We start from the raw sequence: 20781 nt of genomic DNA, 5'->3' as shown, positions 1-20781 counted from the left end.
CCCTCTGATGACCGTGACCGACGACCAGCTTGAGGTGGGCGTGGGCCCCTGGCCGGGGGACCCACCGGACGACAGCCGTTACGACCCGCAGTTGCTGGCGGAGGGGGACCGGCGCAACGTCGTCGACCGCTACCGCTACTGGCGGCACGAGGCGATCGTCGCCGACCTGGACCGGCGCCGGCACGGCTTCCACGTGGCGATTGAGAACTGGCAGCACGACTTCAACATCGGCACTGTGGTGCGCAACGCCAACGCGTTCAACGCCGCCGAGGTGCACATCGTCGGACGGCGACGGTGGAACCGGCGTGGCGCGATGGTGACCGATCGGTACCAGCACGTTCGGCACCACGAGACGATCGAGGAGTTCGTCGCCTGGGCGGCCGAGCGGCACCTGCCGGTGTTCGGCATCGACAACCTGCCCGGGTCGCGTCCGCTGGAGACCGGCACCCTGCCGCGGGACTGCGTGCTGCTGTTCGGCCAGGAGGGGCCCGGCCTCTCCGCGCCGGCCCGCGCCGCGTGCGACCAGCTCTACTCCATCGCCCAGTACGGCTCGACGAGGTCGATCAACGCCGGTGTGGCCAGCGGAATCGCCATGCACGCCTGGATCCGTGCGCACGCGGGAACGCCACCGGACCAACCCCCGTACGGTGCCGAATCGGACGTTCCGGCTTGACGTGCCGGCGGTCCGGGGAGACGGTGGGGTTGTGAGTGTCGCGGTGAGTTGTCCGAGATGCGGGGGCCCGGTACGGGCGCCGGATCTGATGAACACCGACTCCAGGTGTGTGCAGTGCGGCCCGGTGCCGCCGTTGCACGTGCCCGAGCACATCGGAGCGGAGATCGTGGCGAGCGTGGTGGAGCAGATCACCGCGACCGGCGATCCGCCGGTGACGCCGTTGTGGTGCCCGTGGCCGTTGCTGCCCGGTTGGACACTCACCGGCGTGGCCTACGCCGGGGACGACCGGACCGGAGTGCGGGCGACCGCGGTGGCCTGCGCGGGCCCGGCGCCGCTCGGCGGTGGTCCGGCCGACCTGGTCTTCGTGGCCGAGGAACCCGGTGTCGGCCTGGGCACCCGACTCGCCGGGCTGACCGGCCCGGATCCGGGACCGGAGTTGGTCGACGCGCTGACCGACCCGGGGCCGGGTCATCCTGACCACGTCGGACAGGCGAAGATCAAGGTCGGCGGGCACCCTACTCCACTGTGGTTGGTGAATTCACCAACGGATCGAAGCGCGTACGCCGGCGAGGCTCGGGGAATGTGGCTCCATGCGATAGCCTGGCCGGCGAGTGCGGGTCACCTGCTCGCGGAAGATGTCGTGCTACACGACCTGACCGAGTGGACTCCGCCCGAGCTCGTGTACGGCGCACCGTCTCCGTACTTACCTGGTAGAGCTTGACAACTCTCCCGGGTTGACGGAGAACGGACGCAGATATTCACTGTACGACACCACACTGATACTCTGGGTGCCGCTGCGGTAATGGGACCCGGCGCCGCGCGAGAGGATGGCCCGCCATGGTCAAGAAGGTCCTCACCTGGGCCGGAATCGCATTCTTGATCTTCTTCGTCGCCTACCGGCCAAACTCTGCGGCGGACGTGTTCAAGTCGCTCGGCGGCGGGATCATGGATATCGCCCAGGGGTTTGGCGACTTCTTCACCAGCCTCGTCGCCTAGCCGCCGATGGGCAGCCCCTCCGGTCCACCCTTCGACCCGGACGACCCCGACCGGGAACGCCGCGAGCGTGACACCGAGCCGATCCCGCGGATCGGGCCTGATGACGGCCCGGGCTACGGGGCCGGTCCCGGCCTGTCCGACGGTCCGTCTCTTTCGGACGATGTCGGCTATGGCGACGGGCCCGGCTATGCCGGCCAGGGTCGTTCCGGTCGGGGGTGGATCCGTGATCCGGAGGCCGGCTACCAGCCGCCGCAGATCTCCGAGGATGAGCTGGCCGGGTTGCGCGCCGATGCGACCGGCGCGACCCCTCGACGGGTGCTGCCACTGGAAGACGAGCCCAGTTCGCTGGTGGCCCGCTACCTCTTCCCCACCGAGCGCTACCGGGGCGAGTGGAAGCGGCACTGGATCCACCTCACCAACCCGCTGTTGATCGGCGTCGCGGCGACCTTCGTGCTCGGCTACCTCTCCGGCTTCCTCGCCGGCCAGGACGTCGGCGCGCTGACCACCATCGCCGTGCTGCTCTGGTTCGCGGTGATGGGCTGGGTGGCGTGGAAAGTCGCCGACTGGTGGTACGACCGTTTCATCCTGACCAACAAGCGGGTCATGGTGGTCAACGGCATCGTCACCCGCAAGGTGGCGATGATGCCGCTGGTCCGGGTCACCGACATGAAGTACGAGCAGACCCCCACCGGCCGAGCGCTCAACTACGGCACCTTCGTGCTGGAGTCCGCCGGTCAGGAGCAGGCGCTCCGCGAGATCAAGAACCTGCCCAACCCGAACGAGCTCTACCTGCGCGTCGTCGAGGAAATGTACGAGCCGCAGGCGGTCGAGGCGCGGCTCGGCAAGGAGGCCGACGAGGCCAAGGCCGACGACGGGGCGTGAAGGTTTCCGACCGAACATCGGAGCAAGTGCGCACCTTTCGTCATGGACCAGAGCGCCCCTGACGTGGCACTCTGCCAGGACGGCAGGGGTGTGGAGGTGGGCGGTGGCGAGCAAGGACTCGTTGGAGGAGCAGTTCCGCGAGTTCGTTGCGGCCCGCTCCGCCGCGCTCCTGCGCACCGCTTACCTGCTCACCGGAGACTGGGCCACGGCCGAGGATCTGCTCCAGACGGCGCTCACCAAGACCTACCTCGCGTGGAAGCGGCTCGGCGGAATCGAGGCGGTCGAGCCGTACGCCCGGCGTGTGCTGGTCAACACGTCGACCAGTTGGTGGCGGCGGCGCTGGCACGGCGAACGCCCGACCGAGGTGCTGCCCGAACGAGCCGGTGTCGACGAGATCGAGCAACAACTCGACCGTGACCTGCTCTGGCGGCATCTCCGCCAGTTGCCCAACCGGCAGCGGGCAGTGCTGGTGCTGCGCTATTACGAGGACATGTCGGAGGCGCAGACCGCCGCGATGCTGGACATTTCACCGGGCACGGTGAAGAGCCAGACCTCCCGGGCGCTGGCCACGCTCCGCCGGCGACTGGGTGCGGACGCACCCGACCTCGCCGCCGCAGCTGGCGTGACCGGCCGGTCGGCCGCTGCCGCCGTTGCATCAGCCGGGACCGGTGCCGCCGGTCGGACGACGGGCCCGAATTCCCGGCCCGGCCGGGCCCCGGCCACCGGCGCGGCTGCCACACCCGGGCCGGGGCAGGCGGCAGGCCGACCCGTACCCCGCCCGGCCGCTGCGCGCCCCGCCGTGCCGCGTCCGATCACCCCGCAGGTCGTGCTGCCCACCGCCCCGGCGGCCGTGCCCGTCGGCACGGGCTCCGGGGAGCAGCAGTGAGCGAGTTCCCGGGCCGGCACGACAACCTGACGGACGGCCCACGGCGTTCCTACCAGGTGCGGCCTGACGAGCTGGAAGGTGCGGTGCGGGAGACCCTCTCGCACCGGGTCGCTCTTGCCCGCCCACTGAGCGTCGATCCGGCGGGCCAGGCCATCCGCCGCGCGAACCGAATCCGGCGTCGACGCACCGCGGTCGGCCTGGCCCTCGCGGCTGCCACCACCGTGCTGCTCAGCGCCGGCATGGCCCAATTCGGGGCCGAGACCAGGCGGGACGGGTCACCCATCGTGGTGATCGGCGACCCGGACCCGACCAACCGGCCGCTCCCGACGGCCAGCATTCCCGGCCCCGCACCCTCACCCGAGACGTCGACAGCTCTCCTCGTCAGCGAGACGCTGGTCAACCCCGACGGGCGGCGGCTGGTGCTGCCCGACGTCGGGCCGGCCGAACGCGTCCAGCCCCTGCCCAGCGGTGGCGGTTGGCTGGTGGTCGGCGCGCCGAGCACCGCGGGACGCTCCCTGTGGGTGGTGCAGGACGACGGCCTGGTGCAGGTGCTGCTGGCCGGGGCAGGGGCGATCGTCCTGGCTCCGGACAGCCTCCAGGTCGCCTGGCGCGACGGAGGCGATCTGCTGGTGGCGGGCGTGGTCGGCACCCAACTCATCGGGGCGGTGCGCACCCCGGTGCCCGCGACGGCGGAGCCCGTCCGATTCGTCGCCGACAGCGTGCTGGTCCGACTCGACCCGGCCAGCGCCGGTCACACCCTCTGGCGGCCCGGCGCGGGGCCGCTGCCCGAAACCATCGAGCAGAAGAGCCTCAACGTCTACGGACGGCTGCCCGACGGGCGGCTCGTCGCCCAGGTGACCACGACCGATCCGGCCCGGACCTGCCTCGCCGTCCTCGCCCCGACACGTCACCTGGATCCGGTACGCACCGGCTGCGGTCCTGACCTGAGCCGGGACGGCATCGGCGGCGTCTCGCCGGACGGGCGGTGGCTGCTGGTGAACGGTGGGACCGGCAAGGCCGGCCGGTCCCTGCTGGTCGACCTGCAGCGGCTCGGGCCGGGTGTGAGCGCCGTTGCGGCCGGCCCGCCGATGACCGGGGCGGTCGTGTGGAGCAACGAGACCCAGGCCGCCTACCTCGACGGCGCCGGGAAGCTGGTCCGGGTCGACGTCGGCCACGTGCGTGCGGGAAGGCCGGCCAGCCCCGCTGCGGTGCCCGGTGTGCCACCCGGCGACCGGCCGATCCTGGTGAAGGGCTTCTGACCCGGGTGGCCCATGTGAGCCGGGCTCGCTGTTTCCTCGGTAACGTCGGGCGGTGTGACCTCGCGCACCGGCTCCGCCCCCCGGATCGACCTGCACACCCACTCCACGGCCAGCGACGGCACGCTGACCCCGGCCGAGCTGGTCGACGCGGCCTTCGACGCCGGGCTGGACGTGCTGGCGATCACCGACCACGACACCACTGCCGGCTGGGCGCCCGCCGTGCGCGCGCTGCCGCCGGGGCTGCGCCTGATCCGGGGTGCGGAGTTGTCGTGTCGCTGGTCCGGCACCCAGCCGGCGGTGCCGCTGCACCTGCTCGCGTACCTGTTCGACCCGGACCACCCGGAGCTGGTGGCCGAGCTGGCTCGGGTCCGGGCCGCCCGGGAAGAGCGCGGCGAACGGATGGTCGACCTCCTGCGGGCCGACGGCATCGACGTGAACTGGCCGGACATCCTGGCCGGCGCGGGTGGCGGCACCGTCGGACGCCCGCACCTCGCGCAAGCGCTCATCCGCGCCGGCCTGGTCGGCAGCGTCCGGGAGGCGTTCGGCCCGGACTGGCTGGGCGAGCGGTACCGCCTGCCCAAGGAGGACATCGACGTGTTCCGGGCCGTTCGACTGGTCCGGGCGGCCGGAGGAGTGCCGGTCTTCGCTCACCCGCGGGCGACCCGACGGGGCCGGGTGGTGCCCGACGAGCTGATCGTCGAGCTGGCCGCCGCCGGGCTCGCCGGGCTCGAGGCCGACCACGAGGACCACACCCCGGCCGAACGGGAACACGTCCGGGCACTCGCCGCCGCGCTGGGCCTGCTCGTCACCGGCTCCTCGGACTTTCACGGCACCCACAAGACCGTCCAGCTCGGCACGTTCAGCACCAGCGTCGAGGCGTACGAGCGGATCGTCGCCGAGGGGGTGACCGAGGTCGCTTCGGGTTGATCCGGGTATTTCGCCCATCGTGGCGCGGCTAGGTTGATCACGTGGATCTGAAGTTGTTCGGCGAGGTTTTCGTGACCCTGCTGGTGATCACCGACCCGCCGGGCATGATGCCGATCTTCCTGGCGTTGACCGGCCCGCTGCCGGCCCGCGACCGTAACCGGGCAGCCTGGCAGGCCGTCGCGTTGGCGCTCGGCGTCATCGTGATCTTCGCGGTGGCGGGGCAGACCCTGCTCGACTACCTGCACGTGGACCTGCCGGCGTTACAGGCGGCCGGTGGGCTGCTGCTCGTGCTCGTCGCCCTGGAGTTGCTGACCGGCAAAGCCGACGACCCGAGCCAACAGGTCACCTCCAACATCGCGCTGGTGCCGCTGGGCACGCCGCTGCTGGCTGGCCCGGGCGCCATCGTGGCCACCATGCTCTTCGTCCAGCAGGCCGACGGGTTGGGCGAGTTCAGCGCCATCGCCGTGGCGATCCTCGCCGTGATGGTCGCCGTCTGGATCGTCCTGCGCTTCTCCGGCGGCATCGTGAAAATCCTCCGGCCGGGCGGCATCGAGGTGCTGACCCGGATCGCCGGCCTGCTGCTGGCCGCGATCGCCGTGCAGCTCATCGCCGACGCGGTGGCCGCCTTCGTCACGCAGTACGTCAACATGGCCTGACGGCACGCGCGCGATGTCGGGGGCGGATGGCAGGATCGCAGGCGTGCGACGATCCTCATCAGCGGGGCGGCCGGCCGCCGGCGGCCGGGCCCCTCGGCAGCGCGCCGGCGACGCCGAGCAGCTCGGCTTCGAGGGCATGCCGGAGCGGCTGTTCGTCTGCACCCCGAGCAAGCTCGGCGCGTACGCGGACTGCCCGCGTCGCTACCGCTACTCCTACGTCGACCGGCCCGCCCCACCCAAGGGCCCGCCGTGGGCGCACAACTCACTCGGCGCCAGCGTGCACACCGCCCTGAAGAACTGGTATGCGTTGCCCGCCGACCGGCGGCGCCCCGAGGCGCTGGCCACGCTGCTCAAGGGCACCTGGGTCCGCGAGGGCTACCGCGACGACGAGCAGGAGCGGGCCGCATACCGGCGGGCGTTGGGGTGGCTGGAGGCGTATGTCGAGACGCTGGAGCCGGATTCCGACCCGCTCGGCGTGGAGCGGGTGGTGGCGGTCAAGACCGCGGTGTTGGCGTTCAACGGGCGCGCCGACCGGATCGACTCGCGGCCCGGCCCGGAGGGGCCGGAGCTGGTCATCGTCGACTACAAGACCGGCCGCACCGGGCTGGACACGGACGACGCCAGGGGCTCGCAGGCGCTGGCGCTCTACGCGTACGCCGCCGAGCGGGTGTTCCGTCGGCCGTGCCGCCGGGTGGAGCTGCACCACCTGCCAACCGGCACTGTCGCCGGCCACGACCACACGGTCGAGTCCCTGGCCCGACAACTGAGCCGCGCGGAAGAGACAGCCCGCGACATCATGGCCGCCGAACGGGCAGTCGCCGACGGCGCCGACGCGGACGAGGCTTTCCCGGTGGCGCCCAGCCCGCGCTGTGGCTGGTGCGACTTCCGGCGGCACTGCCCGGCAGGCGCGCAGGCCCCGGGCAAGGAGCCGTGGGCGGCCATGGACCGGCCCGCCGACGGTTGATCCCCCGTGCCGAGGGGCCGGTCAGCCGGTCAGCGCGGCGTGGCGCGTGGCCCGCTCCTTGGCTGCCTGGATCAACGGCCCCTCGAGGTAGCGGCGGGGGACGGCAGCCAACGCGAGCCGCAGCGCGCGCACACTCAGGTCCGCCGACAGCGCGGTGGTCGGTAGGCCGAGACCTCCGTACATCCGGCGCGCCCACCCCGGCAGCAGCCCGAACGCGGTGCCGGCGATCCCCAGGTACGCCCAACGTGGTGGACCCAGCGTGAGCCCCAACCGGACCGGCAGGCTGACCTTCCACGGCAGCGGCGGGGCGGTGAGGAACACCGCCGTCTCGGCAGCCTCCCGGGTCATCCGCAACTGTGGCCGTACCGCCTCGTAGTAGTCCGCGACCTCGGCGGCGGTGCCCGGAACGGTGGCCGGGTCCAAGCCGACCAGGGCGGCGGCGCGGCGCTGCTCGGTGTAGTAGCCGTCCACCTCGTCGTCGCTCAGCGGCAGCCCGGCGCGGCGGGCCGTGGTCAGGAACGACTCGACCTCGGTCACGTGCACCCAACGCAGCAGGTCCGGTTCGTCGATCCGGAACTGCTCACCGGTGAGCGTGTCGGTGGCCCGCAGCCGCTCGTGCAGACGGCGCAGTCGGGCCCCGGCGGCTTCCGCTTCGGCTGTCGTCCCGTACACGATGGTCGCCACGTAGGTGGCGGTGCGGACCAGTCGGCCCCAGGCGTCGGTGCGGTAGTTGCTGTTCTGCGCGACCCCGGCCATGGCCCGAGGGTGCAACGCCTGGAGGTAGAGCGAGCGCAGGCCGGCGACGATCAGGATCGGCTCCTCGTGCACCTTCCACGTGACCGAACCCGGACCGAAAAGGCCGAGGTCATCGGAGTCCACCGCTCAAGAGTGCCACGGGCGGGCCGACCTCGCCGGTCACGTGCCGCCGGTGCCGCGCCTGCCCCTGGTGCCGCCGGTCAGACGTCGGCGGAGCGACGGGCCCGGCAGCCCGGGCAGAGACCCCAGAAGGTCACCTCGGCCTCATCCACCTCGAACCCGTGGGCCGTGTTCGGCTCCAGGCACGGGGCGCTGCCCACCGCGCAGTCGATGTCGGCGATCTCGCCGCAGCCCCGGCAGACCACGTGGTGGTGGTTGTCGCCCACCCGCGCCTCATAGCGGGCGGGACTGCCCGCCGGCTCGATCCGGCGCGACAGCCCGGCCCGGGACAGGGCACCCAGCACGTCGTAGACCGCCTGGGTGGAGACCGAGTCGAGGCGTTCGCGGACCCGCCGGGTGATCTCGTCGACCTCCAGGTGGCCACCGTCGGCCAGCACGTCGAGCACCGCGAGGCGTGGCCGCGTCACCCGCAGGCCCCTCGACCGCAGCAGCTCCTCGGCACCGGACATTGGCCAATGACAGCACGCCCGGTCCGCATCGACAACCGTCGCCCGCTTCGGGTGGCCGCCGACACAGCCAGGCAAGATCGAGAGTACGGCCCCAGCGGGTGAACCCCATCGACGCTGCGCGCGTGTGTCCGGTCGAGAGCCTGGGGACGATCGGCGGACCATAGGCTGGCCACCCCTGACCATGATCCACCTGGAGGGTTCGATGTTCGAGGAGATCCTGGGTCTACCGGTACACGTCCTGGTAATCCACGCGGTCGTCGTGTTCGTGCCGCTGCTGGCGGTGCTGGCCATCGCGTACGTGGGGCTGCCGCGGTGGCGGCACCGGCTGGACTGGGCCCTGGGCCTCCTCGCCGTGGCCGCGCCGGTGACCGCCTACGTCGCGGTCAAGTCGGGTGAGGCACTCACCGACGCGCTGGTAGCCCGAGGCTTCCAGGGACCGATCCTCGATCAGATCTTCGAGCACTCCCGCTACGGTGACATCCTGTTCCGCATCGTGGTGCCGCTCGGGATCGTGGCCATCCTGCTGCTCGTGGCGACGAGTGGGCATCCCCGGGTGCCGCAGTTGCCAGCGCTGGTCACCCCGGTGCTGTCGGTAGCGGCCGTGGCGCTCGCCATCGCCGCCCTGATCTACGTCTACCTGACCGGCCACTCCGGTGCCGAGACCGTCTGGGGTACCACCCTCTGAGCTGCCGTCCCTCTTCGCTGCTGCCCTTGTGCTGCTGTCGTTGCGCTGCTGTCGTCGTGCCGCTGCCCCGGAGGCGAGGTTCAGAAGATCACTCGCGAGCAGAGCAGGCAGAGTAGAACCAGCAGCACCACCCCGGCCGCCGCGCCGAAGCCATAGGTGACCCGCTGCGAGCGCTGCTCGGCCGCGTCCAGGTCGGCCATGTCCTGCGGCGGCAGCTGTCGCGGCGGCGCCGGTTGCAGATGTACGGGTGGACGCCAACCCGCCGGCGGCGGCACGCTCGGCGGCGGACCGGAGTATCCGTTGGAAGGACGCCCGGTCGATGCTGGGCCGGCCTGCCCGGCCGGTGGCGGGCCGGCCTGCCCGCCGGAAGGCTGCCCCGTCGATGCTGGGCTGGCCTGCCCGGCCGGTGGCGCGTCGGTGGGCCCGCTCGCGGGTGGGGTGCTGGGCCCGGTCGTGGGTGGGTTGCTGGGCCAGGTCGGAGGTGTGGCGGCGGGCGCGGCGGGAGGCTGGTCCGTCACCGCGTCGTCACCGCTGTCGGGCCGTCGCCAGTAGTCGTCCGGGGTGCTGCCACCGCTGGGGGTCGTCACGCCGTCCGACGCTACCAACGCCACCGGCGGGCCGGCCGCTTCTGGCCGGCGTGCCACGGTCGAGGGCCCGGTCCACCGACGTCGACTGCGCTAGTCTTGCCGTTCGTGAGCACCGAGGACCCCGGCACGCACGGCGTACGTGGAGACGATGACCGCGCCGTCGACCTGAGCGAAGACTTCGTGGTGCTGCCCGAGCAGACCTCTGACGACACCGACCGTGGTTGGGGCGAGCGGTCCGGCGGCAACGACGACTGGCTGCTCGCCGAACGCCCCCCGCACTGGGACTGACCCCAGCTCGGCCAGTTCTCCCGGGAAGAAGGCCCGGCCCGGGACGTCGACCCGGCTCGCGTCGACGGTCCGGTCCGCGACGTCGGTCCGGCCCTACGTCGCCGATCCGGCCCACGACGCCGACCCGGCCCTACGTCGGCGGGCCGGGGCCTACGCGGCCGGGTTCTGCGGCCGAGTCGTCCGGGTTGCTGCTTGAGCTGGGGATGTCGGGGGAGTTTGTCCTGCTGGGTTCGGCCGATCGACTGCCTTCGACCTGCTGGGCCGTGTCGTCCGCCACCGACGGTGCGTCGGAGGGCACAGCGGCCGGTGGGCATCCGGCCGGGGTGTGCAGGACTGCGGCGGCAAGGCCGAGTAGGGCGGCGACCAGACCGGCCCGAAGCAGGGTGCGCCCGCCGGGCAGGTTGAGCTGGCGCAGCGGGCGCAACGCCCGCGCGGAGTCCGGATCGAGCATCGCCTCTGCCGCCTCCTGTCCCTGAGCGCCGCAGTGGCACCCATGGACGGCAGGCTAGGCATTTCTCGCCGCCTCGACCGACCTTCTGGCCGGCCCTGTGGACAACCGCGCTGCCTGTGGATAACGCCCATCCGTCGGTTCGGTCTGCTAGGGCAGCCGCCTTGATCGACTCGCGATCAAGGAATCCGGGTGGTCAGAGCGGCGGGGAAAGGCCGACTTCCTAAAACCCGAGTGGATCAAGAACCGGAGTTGATCGAGGCCCGACCCGTGGGGGTCGGGCCTTCGTCGATCAGGACGCGGAGCTTGCCGCAGCCGCCTTGCCGCTGCCCGATCCACCTGAAGAGGACGACCCGGAAGACGACCCCGACGAGCCCGAGGACGACCCGGACGAGGACGAGGACCCCGAAGAGGACGACGAGGACGACGAGCTGTCACCGGAGGACGACTCGGACTTCGCCGGCTTGGTGGCCGTACCGCCGGCCGTCGTCTCGGAGCCGGACGCCCGGGAGTCGGTGCGGTAGAAGCCCGAACCCTTGAAGACGATGCCGACCGAGTTGAAGACCTTGCGCAGCCGCCCCTGACACGCCGGGCACTCGGTCAGCGGCTCGTCAGAGAAGGACTGCACCGCCTCGAGCTGGTGACCGCACGTGGTGCAGGCGTACTGGTACGTGGGCACGTTCTCCTCCGGATCTGGGCTCAGCCAGTTGGCACTCGACGTATTCGAGTGCCAATGGTGCGTCATTCGCCCCGGGTTCGTCCAGCGGACGTGTGGGGCGCGACACCGTGCGCCGCACCCGGGCCGCCGTCAAGCGTACGCACCCCGTCGGCGGGAGTGACGACCGTGCGCACCCGGCGGTCGTGCGGCTCCGCGGGCAGCGCCTCGACCAGCTCACCATCGTGCAGGGGCACCACCGTCAGGGCTGCCTCGGGCACCCGGGCGAGGGCACGGTCGTACGAGCCGCCGCCGCGCCCGAGCCGTCGACCGTGCTTGTCGACAGCGAGAGCCGGTACGACCACCAGCTCCGCGTGCGCCACGGCGGCCAGCCCGAGGCGGGCACCGGCTGGTTCTCGGATACCCCGACCCGCCGCGATCAAGGCATCCGGCCCGGTATACGCCGCCCAGTCCAGATCCAGGTCGGGGAGGAGCACCGGCAGCAGCAACTCGGCGTCCGCCGGCAGCGCCGCCCGCAGGACCTCGGGCAGGTCGGCGCCGCCTGGTTCGGAACCGACCGGCACGTACGCCGTCATCTGGTTCGGGCGCAGCCGGCGTACCAGAGCGACGAGCTCGGCCTGCACGCGCCCGGCGGCGACCGCCCTCGTCGCGGCGGACAGCGACCGGCGGCGAGCGAGCAGCTCAACGCGGGTGTCCCGCTTCGCCGTCCGGGTCACTTCCGCTTCATCAGAAAATTCCGGCACGCAACACTCCTGACGCAACGCCTCTCCCACGGTTGCACTGTGTCAGCATCGCAAGCAACGGAGGCGGAACTTCCGGGGGGACCGAGTGACGCTACGCGGGCGGTTGACAGCAGCCTTCCTCGTGGTGGTGCTCGGGCCGGTCCTGCTCGGCGCGCTCTTCGTCGCCTCCACTCTCGCGGCGGTCGACCGCAGCCGCTCCACCGAGCGCCTGGCCGTGGCGGCGTCCACAGTGCGTACCTCGGTCGACGCGCTCTGCCAGCAGCTACGCGCCACCGCCGACGCGGTGGCGCTCACCGCCGACCCGGCCGTCGCCGCCGCGCAACTGGTCGGTCGGGGTCTGGCCGCCGCGGTGCTGATCACCGACGTGGCCGGTCAGGTCAAATACCTCTCGCCCGGTGCGCCGTCCGCCCCGTGGCAACACTGCGCCGGCTCCACCGAGGGCGCGAACGGCACCTCGGCCGGCCCGGTCGGTGCGCTGGCCGCCCAGGTCGACCTGCACGATCGCGCTGGCACCCGGCTGGGCACCGTGACCGCCGCGCAACGTGTCGACCCGGCCTTCGTGGCCCGACTGGCGGCGGTGACCGGGGTGGCGGTCACCCTGCTCGACAGCGGGACGGGCGCCGCGCAGGTCACCCACACGACCGAGTCCCGTGACGTACGCGACGCGGTGCTGGCCGCCGCCGTCAACGTCCGGGGCGACCAGGTCACCGAGACCAACGAGGGCCGGTACGTGCGCCGGCTCGGCCCCTCCGACGCGCAGCCGCTGCCGCTGGTGCTGTCCGTGCCCAGTGAACGGCCACCGGGGCTGCACGCCACGCTGGTCGGGGTGGTCGTGCTGGCCGGGCTGCTCGCCGTGCTGACCGCCTGGCGGCTGGCCCGGGTGACCACCCGACCGCTGGCGGAGTTGGCCGGCGCGGTCGACCGGGTGGCCCAGGGCGACCTGACCGCCCGGGTGCCGGTGCGCAGTCGCGACGAGCTGGGGCGGTTGGCCGCCGCGTTCAACCGGATGACCCGGGAGACCGGCTCCTACGTCGCGGCGTTGACCAGCAACCGGGATCAGCTGCGCGGGCACCTCGCGGTGCTCGGCGACACCCTGGCCAGCACACACGACCTGCAACGCATCCTGCGAGTGATCCTGCGCAGTGCCATCGGGGCCACCGGCGCACGTGCCGGCGCCGTGCTGCTGGTCGAGACGGGCGGGGTGCTCGTCGCGCAGTGCACCGAGGGGTTGGACGGGCGCTGGCCGACCGAGGAGGCGGACGGGCCGCAGACGCTCCGGGTGCCGGTCGGCGTCGGCGTGGTCGGTGCGGTCGCCGCCACCGGGGAACCGCAGCGGGGCCGGGCGGAGCCGACCGACGCGCCAACGGGGGAGCCGAGCTGCCGCACGTACGTCGCGGTTCCGTTCGCCGCCCCGGCCGGCGGTGCCACGACCACCCTCGGCGGACCCTCGGGGCCGACCGAGGACGCTGGCGCGGCAGCCGCGCTCGGCGTGCTGGCCCTCTACGACCGGCTGGGCGCCGACGAGTTCGACGACGACGACCTGGCCACCCTGCGCACCTTCGCCGGCCACGCGGCCGTGGCGGTGGACAACGTCCGGGTGCACGAGGAGGCGCAGCGGCTCTCCCTCACCGACCCGCTCACGGGCCTGTGGAACTACCGCTACCTGCGCGAGTCGATCCGGCGGGAAGTGGAACGGGCCAGCCGCTTCGGGCGGATGCTCAGCGTCCTCGCGCTGGACCTGGACCGGTTCAAGGACGTCAACGACACGTACGGGCACGCCGCGGGGGACACCGTGCTGGCCGAGTTCGCCCGCCGGGTGCGTGGGGAGATTCGTGAGGTCGACCTGGCCTTCCGTCAGGGTGGTGAGGAGTTCGTGCTGCTGCTGCCGGAGACCGACGCGCGGGGCGCGGCGATCGTGGCGGAGCGGCTCGGCGCGGCGGTCCGCGACACGCCCATCGCCGTCGAGGCGTACGCCGGGCCGGTCCTGGTGACAGTGTCGGTGGGCATCGCCGTCTTCCCGGACCACGGCAGCACCGGGCGGGAGGTGCTGGAGGCCGCCGACGACGCGCTCTACGCGGCCAAGGCGGCGGGCCGCGACACGTACCGGGTCGCCGAGGTGCGCTCGGACCTGCCGACCCGGGAGATTCCGGTGCTCGCGTGTGCGGTGAGCCCACCCGACGGGCTGCCGCGCGCCGGCCAGCCGGTGCAGGCCACCCGGGAGCCGGGCGGGCCCGCCCGGTCCGACCCGGCGGTGGGCGTACCGGAATCGTCGCTGGCGGGCCCGGCGCACGCCCGGCCGGATTCGGACGACGACACGCCGGGCAGCGCGACGGGCGGGGCGCGCGCCGGCCCGGACGCGGCGCGGCCGGGGTCAGGTGGCGGCGCGTCTTCTGGGCCACACCCGCCGCGGCAGAGCCGTGGCCGATAGTCTCGCGGCATGTCGGAGCACTCAGCGAACCCCTCATCGACGGTCGCCGCAACTGGCCGTCCCCTGGCGGTCAAGGCCGTCATCCCGGCCGCCGGACTGGCCACCCGGTTCCTGCCGGCCACCAAGGCGGTGCCCAAGGAACTGCTGCCGGTGGTGGATCGGCCGGTGCTGCAGTACATCGTCGAGGAGGCCACGCAGGCTGGCATCGGTGACGTGTTGCTGATCACCGGTCGGGGTAAGACGTCGATGGTGGACCACTTCGACCGTCGCCCGGACCTGGAGGCCAGGTTGGCGGAGAAGGGCGACTCCGAGCGGTTGGCCGCGGTGCGTCGGCCCAGCGAGCTGGCCGAAATCTACACAGTGCGGCAGCCCGAGCAGCTCGGGCTCGGCCACGCCGTCGGGTACGCCGAGTCGCACGTCGGAGACCAGCCCTTCGCGGTGCTGCTCGGCGACGAGTTCGTCAAGCCGGCGGAGCCGCTGCTGCCGGCGATGCTGGAGTTGCAGGCCCGCACCGGCGGTGTGGTGCTCGCCTTCTTCGAGGTCGACCCGGCCGAGACCAAGCGGTACGGAATCGCCTCCGTCGAGCCGGCCGAGTCGGAGCTGACCGACATCGGTGAGGTCGTGAAGGTGACCGGCATGGTGGAGAAGCCGCAGCCCGAGGACGCCCCGAGCAACCTCGCGGTGCTCGGCCGCTACGTGTTGCCGGGCAAGATCTTCGACGCGATCCGGCGGACCAAGCCGGGCAGCGGCGGCGAGATCCAGCTGACCGACGCGATGGAGCTGCTGCGCACCGAGGGCACCCCGGTGCACGCGATCGTCTACCGGGGCACCCGCTATGACACCGGCATGCCGCTGGGGTACCTGCAGACGGTGGTGCAGATCGCCGCCGAGCGCGACGACCTGGGCGCCGAGTTCCGGTCCTGGCTGGCCGACTTCGTCAAGGCCGACGCGGCAGGCGGATCTGGTACATGACAGCGACGGCCGACGCCGAGGCGGCCGCGAACGAGTTGACGCCGCTCGCCGACTACCTGGGCAGCGTGCTGCGCAGGTTGCGCGCGCTGCCGCCACTCGACCTCGACCTCACCCAGGCGCACGGCAACGTCCTCGCCGAGGACGTCGTCGCGCCGCATGCCTTCCCGGCCTTCGACCAGGCCGCCGTGGACGGCTACGCCGCGCGCTGGGAGGACATTTCCGGAGGGGGGCGGGGGCCGAGCTACGTCCCGGCCCCCTCCGGCACGCCCGGCGGCCGCACCATCCGACTCAACGTGGTCGGCGACCTCGGCGCCGCGAGCTGGCGGCCGGTCCGGCTCACCCCCGGCTCGTGCTTCTCGGTGGCCGCCGGGGCGCCGCTGCCGGTCGCCGCGGACGTCGTGGTCCCGGTGGAGTGGACCGACCAGGGCATGGCCGCTGTGGAGATCTTCCGAACCCCCAAACGGGGGTACGGGGTACGCCGAGCCGGTGAGGAGCTACCCGCCGGCACCCTGCTGGCTCGGGCGGGCACCTACGTGTCCCCGGCCCTGGTCGCCGTCTTCGCGGCTACCGGCATCGGGCACGTGGTGGTCCGGCCCAGTCCACGGGTGGTCATCGTGGCCACCGGTGACGAACTCGTCGACGTGGGCCGGGGCAGTCAGCCCGGCCAGGTGGTCGACGCGAACTCGCACGCGCTGACCGCTGCGGCGGCCGAGGTGGGCGCACTGGCGTACCGGGTGGGAATCTGCGACGACGACCCGGAGGGGCTGCGCGGGCTGCTGGAGGACCAGACGCTGCGCGCCGACCTGATCATCACCACCGGGGGCACCGGCACCGGCCCGGGGGACATGGTGCGCCGGATCCTCTCCCGCCGCGAGGGCGGTCGCGCCGGGCCGGTCACCTTCACCGACGTGGCGCTCTACCCCGGCACCGCGCTCGGGTTCGGCACTGTCGGCGCCGAGGAGGTGCCGGTGGTCTGCCTACCCGGTGACCCGGGCGCCGCGCTGATCGGCTTCGAGGTGCTGGCCCGTCCCGCCATCCAACTGCTCGCCGGCGCCGAGCCGGTGTTCCGACCCAGTGTGCGGGCACACCTGCTGGAGACCGTGTCGTCGCCGGCGGGGCTGCGCGAGTTCCGTCCCGCGCACGTCGCCGAGCGACGCGGCGGCGGGTACACGGTCCAGCCTCTCAGCGGCGGGCCGTTCACCCTCTCCGGGCTGGCCGAGGCCAACGGGCTGCTGGTGCTCGGCGAGCGGGTCACCACGGCCGCGGCCGGCTCCACGGTGGACGTCCTGCTGCTGGACCGCCGCCGGTGACCTGTCCCGGCCGGTCCGCTCGCGGCCCGCGTCGGCTGGTCGTCCGAGGGTGTGCGGTGACCGCGGCGGGGCCACTTGCGCGCGACACGGTCCCGCGCGGGAGACTGTGCGGGTGAGTCTCTTCGGACCCGCGCGGGCACCGGGCTGGCCGGTGGAGCTGGCTGACGGCCCGGTGCTGCTGCGGCCCTACCGGCGTTCCGACGCGGCGGCGTGGTCGGAGGTACGGCGAGCCAACCGGGCCTGGTTGGCGCCCTGGGAGTCGTCGCTGCCCGGCGGTTGGGACGAGATGAACTCGCCGGCCGCGTTCCGTTGGGTCCACCGTGACCAGCGGCGCTCGGCCCGCGAGGGTGAGGGCATGCCGTTCGCGGTCTGCCTGCGTGAGGCCGACCGGGACCGGCTGGTCGGGCACATCAACGTGGGCAGCATCGTGCGGCGGGCGCTCTGCTCCGGCTACGTCGGCTACTGGGTGGACGCGCGGGTCGCCGGCCAGGGGGTGATCCCGACGGCGCTCGCGCTCGCCGTGGACCACGCGTTCGGCCCGGGCGGGCTGCACCGGGTGGAGGTCAACATCCGTCCGGAGAACCGGCCGTCCCGGCGGGTGGTGGAGAAGTTGGGCTTCCGCGAGGAGTCGTACCACGTGCGCTACATGCACATCGACGGCGCCTGGCGGGACCACATCGGGTACGCGATGACGAGTGAGGAGATCGCCGCCGAGGGTGGCCTGCTGGCCCGCTGGCACCGGGTACGCGCCAGCGCGCGGTAGGAGGATTTCCTGCCATCCTCCCGAGCCGTCCCACGGACGGGATCGGCGCGGCGCGGTGGCATCCCGGTCGGTGCGCCGTAACCTCAAGTAACTGCAAGCTGCGGCAAGCGCTCCCCGGCCGGACGATCCACGCGCCCAGGCGTGATCGGTGGAAGATCCTGCGGTTGGAGAGCGGTTGCTTCGAATTCGGTGACGGGAGGGGTGAGGGTGCCGACCTCGGTGCTCCTCGCCGTCCTCGCCGCCGCCGGCCTGCTCGCCCTGGCCCCGGCGCTGGTTCGCCGGTACGACGCCACCGAGCGGCTGGTGGCGGAGCGGGCGCAGTCGACGGCGCGGGTGCTCCAGCGCCGCCGACGGCGCCGCACTGTGCCGGGACGGCGACCCGTCCACCCGCCGCGCTCACTGATCGTCACCCTCAGTGAGAATGCGACTACTGGCGCGCTGGGTGCGCCGGTCTCCGCGCCCCCGGCCGCCCGCCGCTCCGGTCGGCTGCGCGCCGTGCCCGCCGCATCGAAGCGGTCCCGTCGCCGCCCGCCGCCGCGCCGACAGCACACCCCCGCCGTGTACCGGCGTCGCCGGGTGCTCGCCGCCCTGCTGCTCCTCAACGTCGTCGAGCTGATCGGCGTGCTCTTCGTCAGCCCCGGCTTCTGGGTCGGCTTCGGCGTCACCTTCCTGCTCCTGGCCCTGTACGTCGTCCATCTGCGGGGTCAGGCCCTCGCCGGACGTCGCCGCCGTCGCGCCCGAGCCCGGGAGGCCGCCTGGCTGGCCGCCCGTCAGGCCGAGGTGCGCCGGGAGCAGGCCCGCCGGGCCGCTGCCCGCCGGGAGGCGCAGCGCCGCCTGGCCGCCCAGCGCGAGGGGGTACGCCGCGCCGCCATGGGCCTGGACCGATCGGGAGACCTACCGGCGGCGGTCAACGGTGGATCGGTCTCGTACCGGCGGTCGGGCGGCCTCCGCGGCCGCCCCTACGAGGCCGGCCGCGGCGCCTGACGCGCCCGTCTCCTGGCCGTGGCGATGCCGTGGCCGTGCCGTGGCGGTGGCCCGGCTTGATCGACTCGGGTTCCTGGAAGTCGGGTGGTCGTGGCGTCCGGGATGCCCCGGTTTCCAGGAACGCGAGTGGATCTCCGGAAGGGCCGGAGTGCCGCACCGGGGGCGGATTCGCGGTGGGGGCCGGCGACCTGTTAGCCTTGCTGCCGGCCCGCCCGGTGTAAGCCGGGTGGGACCGAAGCCGGTTCGCCGGCGGGGGGCTGTGGCGCAGACTGGTAGCGCACCTCGTTCGCATCGAGGGGGTCAGGGGTTCAAATCCCCTCAGCTCCACCCCAGGTCAAAGGCCGTTTCCGCACTTCGGAAACGGCCTTTTTCGATCTTCCCGCACTAGGAGAAGCGTTCGGTCGTCACCGGTATCAGGCCGTGCTCGCGCAGGACGTTGGTCAGGCCGGTCAGGGTCGGGCCCACCGCCTGGGCCGCTTCGGTGCTCAGCAGAACCGTCACGTCGAGAGCCCAGGCGAGGGTGTGGCCGACCCGCCGCAGGTCCCAGGTGAACTGGTCGCCCTGCTTGTCGAGACGCCGGCTCGCGGCGGACGCGCTCGTGCCGCCCGCCGGTGTCGACCAGGCCGTCCGGAGGCTCGTCACCTGCTCGGCGCGGAGATCCTTGGCGAAGAGGACGCGGTACACCCGCCGTTCGTGGAAGCCGGCCGGCGGCTGGGCGGGGCCGAGCCGCAGCGGCGGGGCGCTCGCGATCGGTTGATGGTCGAGGAAGTGCGTACGAAGCACGGACTCGTCCGGCAGTTGCCCACCACCGAGCACGCGGTAGACCTCCTCGGCCTCCGGACGGGAGCTGGGGACCACCCGCGCCAGCACCTCGGGGTCGATGCGCATGCCACGGCTCAGCGCGGCGGAACTCCACCAGCCGGCCTCCGGCGTCCAGCCGGCGCTGTCCAGCCCCGTCGTGGTGAAGTCGTGGTGGCGGGTGAACTCCTCGACGACGATTCCCTCCACAGTGGTGGCCGGGTCAGCGAGTCGAGGTAGGACCAGGTAGTAGTCCAGGGGCGCTCGGGCGTCAGGCGCCAGCACGGGTACGGCGCGCATCGGGTCGGTGGTCATCGGCACCACAGTAGCGAAGGGGAACGGTTAGCATCCGGACCTCTACGTGAGGAGCCCAGATGACTGCGGTGGCCCAGACCCGGTTCGGCATTGTCGGCAGTGGTTGGCGAGGTGAGTTCTTCCTTCGCCTGGCCCGGCTGCTCCCCGAGCGGTTCCGGGTGACCGGGGTGGTGACGCGTACCGAATCGCGGGGAGCTGCCGTGACTGCCGACTGGGGCGTGCGGACCTTCCGCACGACGGCGGAGTTGCTCGCCCACGAGCGACCGGACTTCGTCATCGTGTCGGTGCCGTGGCCGGTGACCCCCGAGGCGACCCGGGAGCTGGTCGCGGCCGGCGTACCGGTGCTCGCCGAGACGCCGCCCGCCGCCGACCTGGCGGGTCTGCGCTCGCTCTGGGCCGACGTCGGAGGCAGCGGTCTGGTGCAGGTCGCCGAGCAGTACCTGCTGATGCCCGGGCACGCGGCGCGGTTGGAGTTGGTCCGCGCCGGCGTACTCGGCGAGCCGACCTCGGTCCAGATCTCGTCGACCCACCTATACCACGCGGTGTCGCTGATCCGGGGCCTGCTCGGCGTCGGTCACGAGAGCGCCGAGGTCAGCGCGCGTGCCTTCGTCGCGCCGCTGGCCAACCCGCTCTCGCCTGCCGGCTGGAGCGGCGACGACACCCCGCAGCAGCTCAGCACCACCCTCGCGACCATCGACTTCGGCGGGCGGATGGGGTTGTACGACTTCACCGACAACCAGTGGTGGAACCCGCTGCGTACCCGCCGGTTGGTGGTGCGGGGCTCGCGCGGTGAGCTGGTGGACGACCGGGTGGTCCGCCTGGTCGACCCGACCACGCCGGTGGAGTCCTCGTTGGTGCGACGCCAGACGGGTCTCGACCTCAACCTGGAGGGGCTCGACCTGAAGCACATCAGCTTCGACGGCGACGTGGTCTACCGCAACCCGTTCGTCGGCAGCGGGATGTCCGACGACGACATCGCGGTGGCCGACATCGTCGCCCGCGCCGGGGCGTGGGCGCGGGAGGAGGGCCCGGCACCGTATCCGCTCGCCGAGGCCTGCCAGGACCACCTGATAAGCCTCGCCATCGGAGAATCGGTGCGCACAGGCCGGCCCGTCGTCACCGCCACCGAGGCGTGGGGGCGGTAGCGCCATCGGGA

The 20781-nt window shown here is 72.7% G+C and carries 24 protein-coding genes, 1 tRNA gene and 1 pseudogene; 19 read left to right on the top strand and 7 right to left on the bottom strand.

The genetic code is table 11. The features are described 5' to 3' along the window. Positions 1 to 13: 13 nt before the first annotated feature. From ABZU74_RS23900 to ABZU74_RS23860, 9 genes are all read left to right on the top strand, one after another. Positions 14 to 673: an RNA methyltransferase gene (locus ABZU74_RS23900; RefSeq protein ID WP_355427915.1), complete on the top strand. Its 660-nt coding sequence runs from the start codon at positions 14 to 16 to the stop codon at positions 671 to 673. Continuing rightward, the gene (locus ABZU74_RS23895; RefSeq protein WP_355427787.1) at positions 648 to 1394 is read left to right on the top strand and encodes a DUF6758 family protein; all 747 of its coding nucleotides are present in this window, start codon (positions 648 to 650) and stop codon (positions 1392 to 1394) included. The genes ABZU74_RS23900 and ABZU74_RS23895 overlap by 26 nt, the downstream gene beginning before the upstream one ends. 116 nt (positions 1395 to 1510) lie before the next feature. Beyond that, on the top strand, positions 1511 to 1669 hold the full coding sequence (locus ABZU74_RS23890; protein WP_007455302.1) for a hypothetical protein: 159 nt from the start codon (positions 1511 to 1513) through the stop codon (positions 1667 to 1669). Positions 1670 to 1675: 6 nt separating this feature from the next. Continuing rightward, on the top strand, positions 1676 to 2551 hold the full coding sequence (locus ABZU74_RS23885) for a PH domain-containing protein (RefSeq protein WP_355427784.1): 876 nt from the start codon (positions 1676 to 1678) through the stop codon (positions 2549 to 2551). Positions 2552 to 2654: 103 nt separating this feature from the next. After that, positions 2655 to 3437 (top strand): SigE family RNA polymerase sigma factor, encoded by a 783-nt coding sequence (locus ABZU74_RS23880; RefSeq protein WP_355427781.1) that lies wholly within the window; start codon positions 2655 to 2657, stop codon positions 3435 to 3437. Further along, positions 3434 to 4696 carry a hypothetical protein gene (locus tag ABZU74_RS23875; RefSeq protein WP_355427778.1) on the top strand — a complete coding sequence of 421 codons (1263 nt, stop codon included), beginning with the start codon at positions 3434 to 3436 and terminating at the stop codon, positions 4694 to 4696. The genes ABZU74_RS23880 and ABZU74_RS23875 overlap by 4 nt, the downstream gene beginning before the upstream one ends. 54 nt (positions 4697 to 4750) lie before the next feature. Next, on the top strand, positions 4751 to 5623 hold the full coding sequence (locus ABZU74_RS23870; RefSeq protein WP_355427775.1) for a PHP domain-containing protein: 873 nt from the start codon (positions 4751 to 4753) through the stop codon (positions 5621 to 5623). A 41-nt stretch (positions 5624 to 5664) separates the two neighbouring features. Beyond that, on the top strand, positions 5665 to 6279 hold the full coding sequence (locus tag ABZU74_RS23865; protein WP_091394729.1) for a MarC family protein: 615 nt from the start codon (positions 5665 to 5667) through the stop codon (positions 6277 to 6279). A 43-nt stretch (positions 6280 to 6322) separates the two neighbouring features. Further along, complete coding sequence (locus ABZU74_RS23860) at positions 6323 to 7243, top strand: PD-(D/E)XK nuclease family protein (protein WP_355427772.1); 921 nt, start codon at positions 6323 to 6325, stop codon at positions 7241 to 7243. Between the two features lie 21 nt (positions 7244 to 7264). Here the strand turns inward: ABZU74_RS23860 and ABZU74_RS23855 are convergent, their stop codons facing one another. Next, on the bottom strand, positions 7265 to 8122 hold the full coding sequence (locus ABZU74_RS23855) for an oxygenase MpaB family protein (protein ID WP_355427769.1): 858 nt from the start codon (positions 8120 to 8122) through the stop codon (positions 7265 to 7267). A gap of 77 nt (positions 8123 to 8199) precedes the next feature. Then, on the bottom strand, positions 8200 to 8628 hold the full coding sequence (locus ABZU74_RS23850) for a Fur family transcriptional regulator (protein ID WP_196920954.1): 429 nt from the start codon (positions 8626 to 8628) through the stop codon (positions 8200 to 8202). A gap of 202 nt (positions 8629 to 8830) precedes the next feature. Between ABZU74_RS23850 and ABZU74_RS23845 the strand changes: the two genes are divergently transcribed. Next, positions 8831 to 9313, top strand: a complete 483-nt coding sequence (locus ABZU74_RS23845; protein WP_355427912.1) for a DUF2231 domain-containing protein — start codon at positions 8831 to 8833, stop codon at positions 9311 to 9313. Between the two features lie 80 nt (positions 9314 to 9393). On the opposite strand, the gene ABZU74_RS23840 is transcribed toward ABZU74_RS23845, so the two are convergent. Further along, complete coding sequence (locus ABZU74_RS23840; RefSeq protein WP_355427766.1) at positions 9394 to 9900, bottom strand: hypothetical protein; 507 nt, start codon at positions 9898 to 9900, stop codon at positions 9394 to 9396. Positions 9901 to 10005: 105 nt separating this feature from the next. Here ABZU74_RS23840 and ABZU74_RS23835 point away from each other — a divergent pair, with 105 nt between their 5' ends. Continuing rightward, positions 10006 to 10188, top strand: a complete 183-nt coding sequence (locus ABZU74_RS23835; RefSeq protein ID WP_112581848.1) for a hypothetical protein — start codon at positions 10006 to 10008, stop codon at positions 10186 to 10188. Between the two features lie 130 nt (positions 10189 to 10318). On the opposite strand, the gene ABZU74_RS23830 is transcribed toward ABZU74_RS23835, so the two are convergent. After that, positions 10319 to 10639: a hypothetical protein gene (locus ABZU74_RS23830; protein WP_355427763.1), complete on the bottom strand. Its 321-nt coding sequence runs from the start codon at positions 10637 to 10639 to the stop codon at positions 10319 to 10321. Between the two features lie 317 nt (positions 10640 to 10956). Between ABZU74_RS23830 and ABZU74_RS23825 the strand changes: the two genes are divergently transcribed. Continuing rightward, positions 10957 to 11160: a hypothetical protein gene (locus ABZU74_RS23825; RefSeq protein ID WP_355427926.1), complete on the top strand. Its 204-nt coding sequence runs from the start codon at positions 10957 to 10959 to the stop codon at positions 11158 to 11160. Between the two features lie 14 nt (positions 11161 to 11174). Here the strand turns inward: ABZU74_RS23825 and ABZU74_RS23820 are convergent. Further along, positions 11175 to 11381: pseudogene (locus tag ABZU74_RS23820) on the bottom strand (FmdB family zinc ribbon protein); the annotation flags it as partial. Next, a complete protein-coding gene (locus ABZU74_RS23815; RefSeq protein ID WP_355427761.1) occupies positions 11378 to 12055 on the bottom strand; it encodes a 5-formyltetrahydrofolate cyclo-ligase in 678 nt (225 codons plus the stop codon). The pseudogene ABZU74_RS23820 and the gene ABZU74_RS23815, both read right to left, overlap by 4 nt. Positions 12056 to 12140: 85 nt before the next feature. Between ABZU74_RS23815 and ABZU74_RS23810 the strand changes: the two genes are divergently transcribed. The 6 genes from ABZU74_RS23810 to ABZU74_RS23785 all read left to right on the top strand — a co-directional run bounded on the left by ABZU74_RS23810 (position 12141) and on the right by ABZU74_RS23785 (position 18839). Further along, positions 12141 to 14483 carry a diguanylate cyclase gene (locus ABZU74_RS23810; RefSeq protein ID WP_355427758.1) on the top strand — a complete coding sequence of 781 codons (2343 nt, stop codon included), beginning with the start codon at positions 12141 to 12143 and terminating at the stop codon, positions 14481 to 14483. Positions 14484 to 14492: 9 nt separating this feature from the next. After that, positions 14493 to 15455: a UTP--glucose-1-phosphate uridylyltransferase gene (locus ABZU74_RS23805; protein ID WP_355427755.1), complete on the top strand. Its 963-nt coding sequence runs from the start codon at positions 14493 to 14495 to the stop codon at positions 15453 to 15455. Continuing rightward, complete coding sequence (gene glp, locus ABZU74_RS23800) at positions 15452 to 16765, top strand: gephyrin-like molybdotransferase Glp (protein WP_030329151.1); 1314 nt, start codon at positions 15452 to 15454, stop codon at positions 16763 to 16765. Before ABZU74_RS23805 ends, glp begins: the two co-directional genes overlap by 4 nt. A 112-nt stretch (positions 16766 to 16877) precedes the next feature. Next, positions 16878 to 17528: a GNAT family protein gene (locus ABZU74_RS23795; protein WP_355427752.1), complete on the top strand. Its 651-nt coding sequence runs from the start codon at positions 16878 to 16880 to the stop codon at positions 17526 to 17528. Between the two features lie 201 nt (positions 17529 to 17729). Continuing rightward, positions 17730 to 18512 (top strand): hypothetical protein, encoded by a 783-nt coding sequence (locus ABZU74_RS23790; RefSeq protein ID WP_355427749.1) that lies wholly within the window; start codon positions 17730 to 17732, stop codon positions 18510 to 18512. A gap of 253 nt (positions 18513 to 18765) precedes the next feature. Beyond that, positions 18766 to 18839: transfer RNA gene (locus tag ABZU74_RS23785), tRNA-Ala, on the top strand. Between the two features lie 57 nt (positions 18840 to 18896). On the opposite strand, the gene ABZU74_RS23780 is transcribed toward ABZU74_RS23785, so the two are convergent. Continuing rightward, entirely contained in the window at positions 18897 to 19625 is a 729-nt protein-coding gene (locus tag ABZU74_RS23780) for a hypothetical protein (protein ID WP_355427746.1), read from the bottom strand. 59 nt (positions 19626 to 19684) lie between these two features. Between ABZU74_RS23780 and ABZU74_RS23775 the strand changes: the two genes are divergently transcribed. Beyond that, a complete protein-coding gene (locus ABZU74_RS23775; RefSeq protein WP_355427743.1) occupies positions 19685 to 20770 on the top strand; it encodes a Gfo/Idh/MocA family oxidoreductase in 1086 nt (361 codons plus the stop codon). Positions 20771 to 20781: the final 11 nt, after the last annotated feature.

The sequence above is a fragment of the Micromonospora sp. NPDC005171 genome, assembly GCF_040608575.1.
GTDB lineage: Bacteria > Actinomycetota > Actinomycetes > Mycobacteriales > Micromonosporaceae > Micromonospora.
This window is presented reverse-complemented; position numbering and strand designations above follow the sequence as displayed.

What these genes read in the sequence shown, in the direction of transcription:
- ABZU74_RS23890 (WP_007455302.1), top strand. Translation starts at nt 1,511, where the DNA reads ATGGTCAAGAAGGTCCTCACCTGGGCCGGAATCGCATTCTTGATCTTC.
- ABZU74_RS23885 (WP_355427784.1), top strand. Translation starts at nt 1,676, where the DNA reads ATGGGCAGCCCCTCCGGTCCACCCTTCGACCCGGACGACCCCGACCGG.
- ABZU74_RS23850 (WP_196920954.1), bottom strand. Translation starts at nt 8,628, where the DNA reads ATGTCCGGTGCCGAGGAGCTGCTGCGGTCGAGGGGCCTGCGGGTGACG.
- ABZU74_RS23845 (WP_355427912.1), top strand. Translation starts at nt 8,831, where the DNA reads ATGTTCGAGGAGATCCTGGGTCTACCGGTACACGTCCTGGTAATCCAC.
- ABZU74_RS23830 (WP_355427763.1), bottom strand. Translation starts at nt 10,639, where the DNA reads ATGCTCGATCCGGACTCCGCGCGGGCGTTGCGCCCGCTGCGCCAGCTC.
- ABZU74_RS23805 (WP_355427755.1), top strand. Translation starts at nt 14,493, where the DNA reads ATGTCGGAGCACTCAGCGAACCCCTCATCGACGGTCGCCGCAACTGGC.
- glp (WP_030329151.1), top strand. Translation starts at nt 15,452, where the DNA reads ATGACAGCGACGGCCGACGCCGAGGCGGCCGCGAACGAGTTGACGCCG.
- ABZU74_RS23780 (WP_355427746.1), bottom strand. Translation starts at nt 19,625, where the DNA reads ATGACCACCGACCCGATGCGCGCCGTACCCGTGCTGGCGCCTGACGCC.
- ABZU74_RS23775 (WP_355427743.1), top strand. Translation starts at nt 19,685, where the DNA reads ATGACTGCGGTGGCCCAGACCCGGTTCGGCATTGTCGGCAGTGGTTGG.